Source organism: Flavobacterium sp. (assembly GCF_003525665.1).
Taxonomy (GTDB): domain Bacteria; phylum Bacteroidota; class Bacteroidia; order Flavobacteriales; family Flavobacteriaceae; genus Flavobacterium.
In genome coordinates this window covers 4000-13866 of record NZ_DQDX01000014.1, presented here as the reverse complement: position 1 = coordinate 13866, position 9867 = coordinate 4000, and the positions used below count along the sequence as shown (strand labels likewise).

The following is a 9867-nucleotide window of genomic DNA, read 5'->3' as shown; positions in this document are numbered from 1 at the left end:
CTTCTAATGTTGAAGGCAAATTTAAATCGACAGCCAAGCCGTTAGCAGAACCAGCAGGAAGAATTCCGAAAATTACATCTTGTTTTTCTAAAGCTTCGCCAACCATTTTTATAGTTCCGTCGCCACCAGCAATTAAAATTCGTTCGGGTTTGTGTAAATTATAAAGTTCTCTTATTGCGGCTTCATCATTATCACCAGAAGTTTCGTAGACTATAATTTCTAAATCATATTCTGTTGCAAAAGCCATTGTTTTGTTTAAAATCTCGCTTTTATCTACATCTCCAGAAATTGGATTTACTACTAAAAAATATTTCTTTTTCATTGTCTGCAATTAATTTCACTAAATAATTTGTAATTTGTGAATCTCTTTCAAATGTATAAAATAAAATGAAGCCCATTCTAAAATTATATCGCGGATATGCCAACGAACAAGAATTAATTGTGATGGGACACGTTTTTAAACCAACTTCTAAAGAAGATTATGATTTTCAGAAGAAGAATTTTAAAAATGCAACTTCGGTTATTAGAATGTTTCGAATTGCAACTCAAGCCAATGCCGCTGTTTATCTTGAACACAATGGAGAAAAAATTCACACCAAAACATTGGACGACGGTTTTTTTAAATTCTGTATTCCGTTGAAGGAAGTTTCAAGTTATGGTTGGATAAATTATAGCGTAAGTATTTTTGATAACGGAAAAGAAATCAAAGAAACGGCAAGCTACATTAAACCGCACGAAGGAAATTTTGGGTTTATATCAGACATTGATGATACTTTTTTGGTTTCGCACACAAGAAATCCTTTGAAGAAATTGTATATTTTATTGTTCAAAAATGTATTTGACAGAAAAGTATATGAAGATGTTGTGACGCATTATTTAGCATTAAGTTCTGCCGGACGAACTAGCCAAACCGAACAAAATGCTTTTTTTTATGTTTCTAGTAGTGAATGGAATTTGTACCGATTTATTATTCAATTTACTGAAATTAATAAATTACCAAAGGCAGTTTTATTGTTGAAAGATATCAAAACGAGTTTGACCGATTTATTTATAACTGGTCGTGGCGATCACAATCATAAGTTTGATAAGATAAAACATATTTTAGAATTTTATCCCAATTTACAATACACGCTTTTGGGTGACGATTCGCAGCATGATCCTTATTTATATGAGAATATTTGCAAAATATTTCCGGTGAATGTGAAAGCTGTTTATATTCGTCAAACAGGAACGTCTAAAAAAAGTAAAGCCGAAATTGCTTTAAAAAACATTGCAAGTTTGAATGTTGAAGTGTGCTATTTTAAAAACAGTACCGAAGCGATTGCTCATTCTAAAAAAATTGGGTTGATTTTATAACGAATGCCCTAGCCCAGATTGTAATGGAAAGCTTTTCATTGAAGAATTCTATTTTTTGTTGCACTAAAAAAGCGACCAACGGATCCCGAAGCTTCGGGACTTTTTAGTGCTTACAAAAAAAGAATTGTTGATGAAAACTTGTAATGGAAAGCTGGAAAAAGCTACAAAAATTACAAATTATCTATTTCACCTTGAACCACTTCCCAATCTTCTAGAAGTTTGTCTAGTTCTGTTTTTTTCTTGTTGTATGCCATGAAAAACGCAGCATCTTCAAGATGTTTATCGTAATTGGAAGCCAAAGCTTTGTCGTCGTTTTGGATGTCGATTTCGAGTTGCTTTATTTGACTTTCGATTTTGCTTAAGCGATTTTGAAGTGATTTGCTTTTCTTTTGATCTTCGTAAGAAACTTTATTGGAATCTTTTGGAGCTTCACGTTTTTCGATGTCTTTTTTCTCTACTTCACGCATGTTTTCTAGGTTGCGTTGCTCTAAGAAAAAGTTGATATCACCTAGATATTCTTTGATTTTTTGGTCCTTAAATTCGTAGACGATATTCGACATTCCTTGCAAGAAATCTCTATCGTGCGATACTAGAAGCAACGTTCCTTCGTACTTTTGAAGTGCGGCTTTTAGTACGTTTTTAGACTTAATATCCAAGTGATTTGTAGGCTCATCCATCACCAAAACGTTGATTGGTTGAAGAAGTAATTTACACAATGCCAAACGATTACGTTCGCCTCCAGAAAGTACTTTTACCTTTTTATCTACATCGTCACCGCGGAATAAAAACGAACCTAACATGTCACGAACTTTCGAACGATTGGTGTCGGTTGCGGCATTTTCCATGGTTTCTAGCAAGGTAATTTCGCCATCGAGATATTCGGCTTGATTTTGGGCAAAATAACCAACTTGAACGTTGTGCCCTAGTTTAATTTCGCCTTGGTATTCGAATTCGTTTACGATGGCTTTGATGAAAGTGGATTTTCCTTGACCATTTTGACCAACGAAAGCAATTTTGCTACCACGTTCGACAAGAAGCGAAATGTCTTTTAAAATCACATTATCTCCGTATGCTTTAGTTACGTTTTCTGCCTCAATTACCACTTTTCCTGGAACTTTTGAAACTGGAAATGAGATGTTCATTACTGAATTGTCGTCTTCATCGACTTCAATTCGCTCTACTTTATCTAGTTTTTTAATTAACGATTGCGCCATGGAAGCTTTGGAAGCTTTGGCACGGAATTTTTCGATTAATTTTTCGGTTTCTTCAATTTTCTTGGCTTGATTTTTTTGGGTTGCTAATTGCTTTTCACGAATTTCATGACGTAATTCTAGATATTCTGAATAAGGTTTGTTGAAATCGTAGGCTTTTCCTAGAGAAATTTCGATTGTTCTGTTGGTTACATTGTCAAGAAACATTTTATCGTGCGAAACAATCACAACAACGCCAGGGAAATTTCTTAAAAAACTTTCAAGCCAAATGATACTTTCGATATCAAGGTGATTGGTTGGCTCATCCAGCAGCAAAATATCATTAGATTGTAAAAGTAATTTCGCTAGTTCGATACGCATTCTCCATCCTCCAGAAAAAGTATCGGTTTGGTTATTGAAAACTTCGCGTTTGAAACCTAATCCAAGAAGAATTTTTTCGGTGTCGCCAACGTAGTTATAACCTCCAAGAAGTTCAAAACGATGGGTATAATCGGATAAATCTTCTATTATTTGTCCGTATTCTTCACTTTCATAATCGGTTCTTGTCACTAATAGATTATTGACTTCTTCTAGTTTTTTTTCTACAATTTTAATTTCTGTAAATGCTTCATAGGCTTCTTCAAGAACGGTTCTTCCTTGTTCAAAATCGATATCTTGACGAAGAAAACCCATTCTAACTTCTTTCTCGGTTGCAATTTGACCAGAATCGGGTTTGAAATCGCCTGCCAATATTTTTAGCATTGTTGATTTTCCGGCACCGTTCTTTCCAACAAGACCTACTCTATCGCCTGAACCCAGCCTAAAAGTTACCTCTTCAAAAAGATACGAACCNNGTTTAAAAGACTCAAATAAAAAATTAAAATAAATTGTTATTTGTAATAATTGTTACATTAATAAAATTGCAAAAGAGTACCTTTGATAACGAAAAGTCATGAGACTAAAAGTAACAAAGTTAAATTTTTTGCAAATGTTAAAAAAAGGATCCAAACTATATAGTATTTTAACAGGAAGTTGTCCAAAATGCCATGAAGAAAGTATGTATTTAGAAAAAAATCCATACAAATTGAATGATTTATATAAAATGCACGAAACTTGTAGCCATTGTCATACAAGATACTTAATTGAGCCTTCCTTCTTTTATGGCGCAATGTATGTTAGTTATGGATTGACAGTTGCGATTGGAGTTGCCCTTTTTGTAATCACAAATGTCATTATCGGATTACCTACATTTCCATCTTTTGCAACCATTATTGGCGGAATAATTTTGCTTATGCCTGTTACTGCAAGACTTGCTAGAAACATCTATATCAATCTGTTTATTCACTTTGATAAAAACTGGAAACAAAATTCTTAATTCTTGTAATATCGATGTTCTTATCTAAAGGAATATCGTTTTCTATGTTATTGAATAACGCCAATGCCATTGCTGGTGCCAACATTACGCCACGAGTTCCTAGACCGTTTAGAACATGAACGTTTTTGTGAATTGGATGCGAACCAACTAAAGGACGCCTGTCTTTCACAGTTGGACGAACACCTGCGTAATGTTCGATAATTTCGAAATCGCAATTTATTAATTCTGATAAATTAGCTACTAATTCTTTTTTGGCGGCTTCAGTAGGAACATTTGTTTTGTCTTCCCAATTATAAGTTGCGCCAACTTTAAATAAATCATTTCCTAATGGAATAATAAAGATGGATGACTTTAGAATTACATCTACATCTAAATTAGGTGCTTTAATCAGTAGCAATTCACCTTTAGTTCCATCAAGTGGTAATTTAGAGAAAAACGGATTTAAAAGCATTCCAAATCCTTCAGCGAAAACAATGTGCTTTGCTTTGATATTTTTGTATTCTACAAATTCTGCATTTATATTTAGTTGAGCATAATCAAATGTTTCTTCTTGGTAACAATTCATTGATATTAGATGTTTCTTGTATTCTTCCAATAATAATGCAGTATCCAAATAACCAGAATGCAAAACTTCTCCGAAATTGAATGGAGAATCAATCGCATCCCATTTTTTTGTGATCAAATCTGTCGATAGAAATTTTGAAAGATTGGGTTTATCCGAGGCAGTGAACCAATTGTTTTGTTCTTCAATAGAATAAAACTTTCTTAGTAAAGGTAATCTGTAATCTAGTTTTACTCCAAGTTTTTTCTCAATATTTCCATAGAAAGAATAAAGCAAATCAAGTTGTTCTTGTGCTTGCCATACTTCACTAAATCTCTTTAGAATAACTGGATTGTATAATCCACCAGCAATTTTAGAAGAATTTTGAGATTGATTATTGATTACAACAATTGATTTATTGTTATTGCAAGCAAATTCTGAAAAAGCAATTCCGGCGAGACCTGAACCAACAATTATATAATCGAGCATTGATGAAAAGTATAAATTAGGAGCATAAAAAAACTCCTACCAAAGGTAAGAGTTTTTTGTATTTTATTTGAAATCTTGTATTAGTAATTCCACATGTCTTGTTCGAAGTTACGAATTTTTTCTTTAACTCTTTCAGACTCCAACAATTGTAATTGTGAGTTGTCTTTCATGTAGTCTTGAATAGTTCTGTCTCCGTAAACGTTTTCTTCTTTATAAATAACTCCAGAAAATCTACGAGAATTTAATAAGTGATCAAACGTAATTGGCATTGCAGAGTTTTTATCGTTGAATGCTTTAGCTTCATGTAATACATCTCTAATTGCTGGGAAATATACCCAAAACAAATCGATAGTATCAGTATTACCTTTAGCTTTATCTCTGGCTTCAACAGCAATCGGACAAATAGCAAGCAATCTGTATTTCAATTCACTTTGACGTTTATCGAAATACCAAAAACCTTTAATCTTGTATCCAGAAACATCTTTAGCAGACAAAATCGTCTCATTGATGTATTCAGGTGATAAAACTTTTTTTCCTGATTTATAATCATCAAAATAATTATTTATTTCGTCATAACCAGCAGCAGTAGTATCGGTAAACTTAAAAACTGTTTCGATATCGCTAAGGGTCTTTTTAGAATTAAAATAATCATCATTGTAGACCTCAGTAATCTTACCATCTTTAATGCCATTCAACAAAACTTGAAAAAGAGATCTTCTTTCTTTTCCAACAAAAGCGGTATCCACTGGAAAATACAAAGGAAAGTTAACTCTTTCATCAAGGTCAATAATTTCCCAAGTAGTTTTACCCATTAATACGTCTCTGTCATGTACGTATCCGTAAGGGAGCGGTTTATCATTATCAGACTCTAATTGAGCAGCAGTTTTTTTACCAATTTCGTCTGGTGTTTTAGCGTTCAATAGATTTGACTGTGCACTAGAAGCTAAACTTCCAACAACACTAAAAACAACTAATAAAAGGTTTTTCAATTTCATATTTATTATTCTTTGTTATTCAAGTAATCAGATAACGATAAACTTAAATTTTTATTGTAATTCGTATATTGCAGGTAATGCAGGTTTAATAGCTACAGTTACTCCATTTACTCTTGTTTTGATATCAGAAATAGTAATTGGATCACCAGCTTTTGCTCTTGCTAAAGCTGCTTTACATCTACCATCAATTTTGTTACCATTAACAATAATTGTTGCTTGACCAGGAACTTTAAATGCAAACTGAGTAACTTCAAAATTTAAATCATACAAGAAATCAGGTAATGAAGCACCAACTGTAGATGCCTCTAAACGTGATTTAGCACCTTTTTGAAGACCACCAGCTCCTCCAATTGTTCCTTGTGGTTGTGGAATGTTTTTGATTCTAAATACTTTTCTATCAGAAACAGATTTTCCATCAGTCATTTTACCAGTAGCAGTTACAGTAACTTCTGTACCAGAACCTGGATTTAAATTATACTTCCCTTTTCCACCTGCAGGCGATAAACCTGGAGCTGAAGCAGATACATTATTATCACCAATACCAGCAAATGAAATTGTTAAAGGATTTGGTAATCCTCTGTAAACAACATTCATTTTATCAGCAGAAATATTAGCTGAGTTTGGACGTGGTACTACGACATATTTTCCTTGGAATTTCAATGGAATAGTTTTACCTTCTTCAACAAACGTAAATTGACCACTAAGATTTTGCTCTCCTACAGCACCAGCAGTAGTAGAAATGATAGCTTGTCCATTAACAAGTTTACCTGGACCTTGGAATGAAGTAGGTTTAGTATTCTCATCATAACGACCTAAAACAACTTTACCTGTTACTGGCTCTCCTTGGAAATATACATTTTTATCAAGGGCAACAATTGCCTGATAGTTACTGTAAGATGCAGCCTGAACAGCAGCTTTTCCAAGAGCAGCACTGATAACATCAGATTCCGCTTTTTTGGAGTCATTTTGCCAAGAAGTTAATTTAGCTAAAGAAGCAATTGCAGGAAAACCTTTAAAATGATAATCTAAGTAATCAACTTTTAATCCTTCCTTGTTTGCAACTTGTGATAGGTCAAACTTCTTGTTAACTTCATTAAGAATTGCACTGTATTTTTTTTCATTACCTAAAGCAGCTTTCATATCAGCTTTGTAAGCCTCTATTGCAGCGATAACTTCTTTACCTCTAGCCGTATATCCATCACCTGTAAACCAGCTGTGGTCTAAGTTGTCAGCTTTATCCATAGATTCATATGGTAATTTACCATCTTCAGCCTCTACACCTTGAAGAACTTCAGCTTTTAAAGTTCCAACAAAATCATAAAATTTCTTTGTAGCAGCTTCAACTTTGTGAGCAGTAACCGCAGCTACAGCAAATTCTCCTTTTGCCTCAGATGCTTTAGTATCTAAAGCCAACATCATTTGCTCGTTAGTAGCTTTAGCTGACTCATTTGCTCCTTCAAATTTTTCATTCATCAAACCGAAAGCCGAAAGGACTTCTTTTGACATGTTCATTGCCAACATCGCGATGAAAACCAAGTACATTAGGTTAATCATCTTCTGTCTAGGGGTTAATTTTCCTCCTGCCATTTTTTCTAATTAGTTTTAATTGTTAATTTAATAAAATATAGTTATTAAAACTAATTATCCTTTATTACTCATTGCAGAAAGCATTCCACCATATACATTGTTTAATGTAGATAAGTTAGAAGTTAATGACTGCATTTGATCTTTTAATTTTAAGTTGTTTTCAGCAACTTCGTTATTAATTTGTGCGTTTCTTTCAGCGCTTTGTAATTGAGATTGGTATAAACCATTTAAAGCTTCCATTTGTGCAGCAGCTTTACCCATTTCTTCAGCATATTTCTTTTGTCCTGCCATAGCATCAACTGTTGGAGAAATAGATTTTGCAGCACCTTCGAAATTTTTGATACTGTTACCTAAGCTTGCCATTAATTCACCATCAATTTTAGCTTCTTTCAACATGTTGTCTAATTTTTGAGACAATAAACCTTGAGCATCTTTAGGCTCTTCTTTTTTAGTTCTTTCTTTTGCTTGTCCACCTGCTAATTCAGGATAAACTAATGACCAATCTAATTCTGCTGGTGGCGCTTCAAAAGCAGATAATGCAAAAATCGCAGCTTCTGTTACAAGTCCTATAGTTAACATCACAGTACCAGTTAATGGTCCGATTTCAAAGTGTGCAATTTTAAATAAAGCTCCGATGATAACAATAGCTGCTCCCATACCGTAAGCAAAGTTCATAACTTTAGGTGATAATAATCCCATAATAATAGTTTTTAGTTAGTTAAGTTAATATTTAGTTAGTTAATTTTTAAGGTTTTATAGTTTTACTTTTCCTTTACCGTTACCAGTAGTTTGAACTCCCATGTAATCTTGAACAGTTCTGAAACCGATGTAACTTCTTGCAGTATCTTGATACTCGAAATCTCTAGTTCCAACTTGTAGGAAGTAAGAAACATCTTTCCAAGAACCACCTCTAACCACTTTACGTTTGTTAGAAGAATCTGGAACGTTTGGATTCATTGTTGAAACATATTCGTAAGCTGCTGCATCATAAGAAGAATCAGTCCATTCAGCAACGTTACCAGACATGTTGTATAAGTTGTAATCATTTGGATCGTATGATTTAGCCTCTACAGTGTATAAAGCTTGGTCAGCTGCGTAATCTCCACGATTTGGTTTAAAGTTAGCCATAAAACAACCTCTGTCATTTTTAGTATATGGTCCACCCCAAGGATAATTACCAGATTCTAAACCACCACGAGCAGCATATTCCCACTCAGCCTCTGTTGGTAAACGGAAAGAGTTAATTAAATCTCTACCACCTTTTTTACCTTTTTTCTTTTCTTTGATATAAGAATTCTTTTTAAGAGTTCTCCAAGCACAGAATGCTTTTGCTTGTTTCCAACTAACTCCAACTACTGGATAATCTCCATAAGCTTGGTGCCAGAAATAATCGTTGTGCATTGGCTCATTATAAGAGTAAGCGAAGTCTTTTATCCAAACAGTTGTATCAGGATAGATTTGAGTTTTTTCAGTTTTAATAAATTCAGAACGTTTTCCTTTTTTAGCTTGAGCAGCTTTTTGAATATCCATCCATGAATAACGGAATTCTAATTTATTAACATCTATAGTTCTTAAACCATTATAAGCCTCAGCAGCTGGCAAATACATAGAATCCATCACCTCTACGTAATATTCATCTGGATATTTTTTTGTATCTGTTATAAGTTTAATTTTCTTATTTAGTTTTCTACCTGCATACTGATCATCATCTGTACCAACACTATAATAATTCTCATACATGTATTTATCGTACGGTGTCATTTTAGCAGGATCTTGATCTGCAAAAGCAAAATTACCAATGCTACCAGCATTTCTTCCGCCAGCACCAGCACCAGGTTTTAAACCTTGCTCATCTGCTAAAATTGCTAAACGAACTCTAATAATAGAATCTTTAACCCATTCTACGAATTGACGGTATTCACTATTTGTAATTTCTGTTTCGTCCATATAGAATGATCTAACAGTAACTGTTTTTGTTGGAGCATCTTGAATATTAGCTAAATCATCATCTGATTTACCCATTATAAAAGCACCACCAGGAACTAAAGTCATTCCGTATGGTTTCTCTGGATGCCATTTTTTACCTTTAACTCCTACTAATTCACCTTTGTCTGAGGACTTACCACAGCTCACTAATAGCGTTAAAACGGATGCAAATGCAATGAACTTCTTCATATAAATTTGGGTTAATTGTGTATTCTTATTTTTGAGGCCGTAAACCTATCTATTATTTTTGAAAAAAACAATCTTTTATATCTTAAAATTTTAATTGTTTGACCAAAAATACAATTTAATGATAATTATCAAAATAAAATCATCGATAAAAAGCAAAAA

At 33.5% G+C, this 9867-nt stretch carries 9 protein-coding genes; 2 read left to right on the top strand and 7 right to left on the bottom strand.

Features of this window, described 5'->3' with window-relative positions; all coding sequences use genetic code 11:
* Positions 1-322: diacylglycerol kinase family protein (locus DIU01_RS00855; RefSeq protein ID WP_290831377.1), on the bottom strand; the 322-nt coding region annotated here is incomplete at its 3' end.
* Positions 323-387: 65 nt separating this feature from the next.
* Between DIU01_RS00855 and DIU01_RS00850 the strand changes: the two genes are divergently transcribed.
* Positions 388-1356: an App1 family protein gene (locus DIU01_RS00850; protein ID WP_290831376.1), complete on the top strand. Its 969-nt coding sequence runs from the start codon at positions 388-390 to the stop codon at positions 1354-1356.
* A gap of 170 nt (positions 1357-1526) precedes the next feature.
* Here DIU01_RS00850 and DIU01_RS00845 read toward each other — a convergent pair whose 3' ends face one another.
* Positions 1527-3434 (bottom strand): ABC-F family ATP-binding cassette domain-containing protein, encoded by a 1908-nt coding sequence (locus DIU01_RS00845; protein ID WP_290831378.1) that lies wholly within the window; start codon positions 3432-3434, stop codon positions 1527-1529.
* A 100-nt stretch (positions 3435-3534) separates the two neighbouring features.
* On the opposite strand from DIU01_RS00845, the gene DIU01_RS00840 reads away from it, so the two are divergent.
* Positions 3535-3921, top strand: a complete 387-nt coding sequence (locus DIU01_RS00840) for a DUF983 domain-containing protein (RefSeq protein WP_290831375.1) — start codon at positions 3535-3537, stop codon at positions 3919-3921.
* On the opposite strand, the gene DIU01_RS00835 is transcribed toward DIU01_RS00840, so the two are convergent.
* The 5 genes from DIU01_RS00835 to gldK all read right to left on the bottom strand — a co-directional run bounded on the left by DIU01_RS00835 (position 3884) and on the right by gldK (position 9708).
* A complete protein-coding gene (locus DIU01_RS00835) occupies positions 3884-4951 on the bottom strand; it encodes an FAD-binding oxidoreductase (protein WP_290831374.1) in 1068 nt (355 codons plus the stop codon). The genes DIU01_RS00840 and DIU01_RS00835 overlap by 38 nt on opposite strands.
* Positions 4952-5031: 80 nt before the next feature.
* Positions 5032-5946 carry a gliding motility protein GldN gene (gene gldN / locus DIU01_RS00830; protein WP_290831373.1) on the bottom strand — a complete coding sequence of 305 codons (915 nt, stop codon included), beginning with the start codon at positions 5944-5946 and terminating at the stop codon, positions 5032-5034.
* Positions 5947-5997: 51 nt separating this feature from the next.
* On the bottom strand, positions 5998-7533 hold the full coding sequence (gene gldM / locus DIU01_RS00825) for a gliding motility protein GldM (RefSeq protein ID WP_290831372.1): 1536 nt from the start codon (positions 7531-7533) through the stop codon (positions 5998-6000).
* Between the two features lie 54 nt (positions 7534-7587).
* Positions 7588-8232, bottom strand: coding sequence for a gliding motility protein GldL (gene gldL, locus DIU01_RS00820; RefSeq protein ID WP_290831371.1), 645 nt, complete (start codon positions 8230-8232; stop codon positions 7588-7590).
* A gap of 54 nt (positions 8233-8286) precedes the next feature.
* Positions 8287-9708 (bottom strand): gliding motility lipoprotein GldK, encoded by a 1422-nt coding sequence (gene gldK, locus DIU01_RS00815; RefSeq protein WP_290831370.1) that lies wholly within the window; start codon positions 9706-9708, stop codon positions 8287-8289.
* Positions 9709-9867 lie beyond the last annotated feature (159 nt).

Coding starts and splice junctions, on each gene's coding strand:
- DIU01_RS00850 (WP_290831376.1), top strand. CDS start 388: ATGAAGCCCATTCTAAAATTATATCGCGGATATGCCAACGAACAAGAA.
- DIU01_RS00840 (WP_290831375.1), top strand. CDS start 3,535: ATGTTAAAAAAAGGATCCAAACTATATAGTATTTTAACAGGAAGTTGT.
- DIU01_RS00835 (WP_290831374.1), bottom strand. CDS start 4,951: ATGCTCGATTATATAATTGTTGGTTCAGGTCTCGCCGGAATTGCTTTT.
- gldN (WP_290831373.1), bottom strand. CDS start 5,946: ATGAAATTGAAAAACCTTTTATTAGTTGTTTTTAGTGTTGTTGGAAGT.
- gldM (WP_290831372.1), bottom strand. CDS start 7,533: ATGGCAGGAGGAAAATTAACCCCTAGACAGAAGATGATTAACCTAATG.
- gldL (WP_290831371.1), bottom strand. CDS start 8,232: ATGGGATTATTATCACCTAAAGTTATGAACTTTGCTTACGGTATGGGA.
- gldK (WP_290831370.1), bottom strand. CDS start 9,708: ATGAAGAAGTTCATTGCATTTGCATCCGTTTTAACGCTATTAGTGAGC.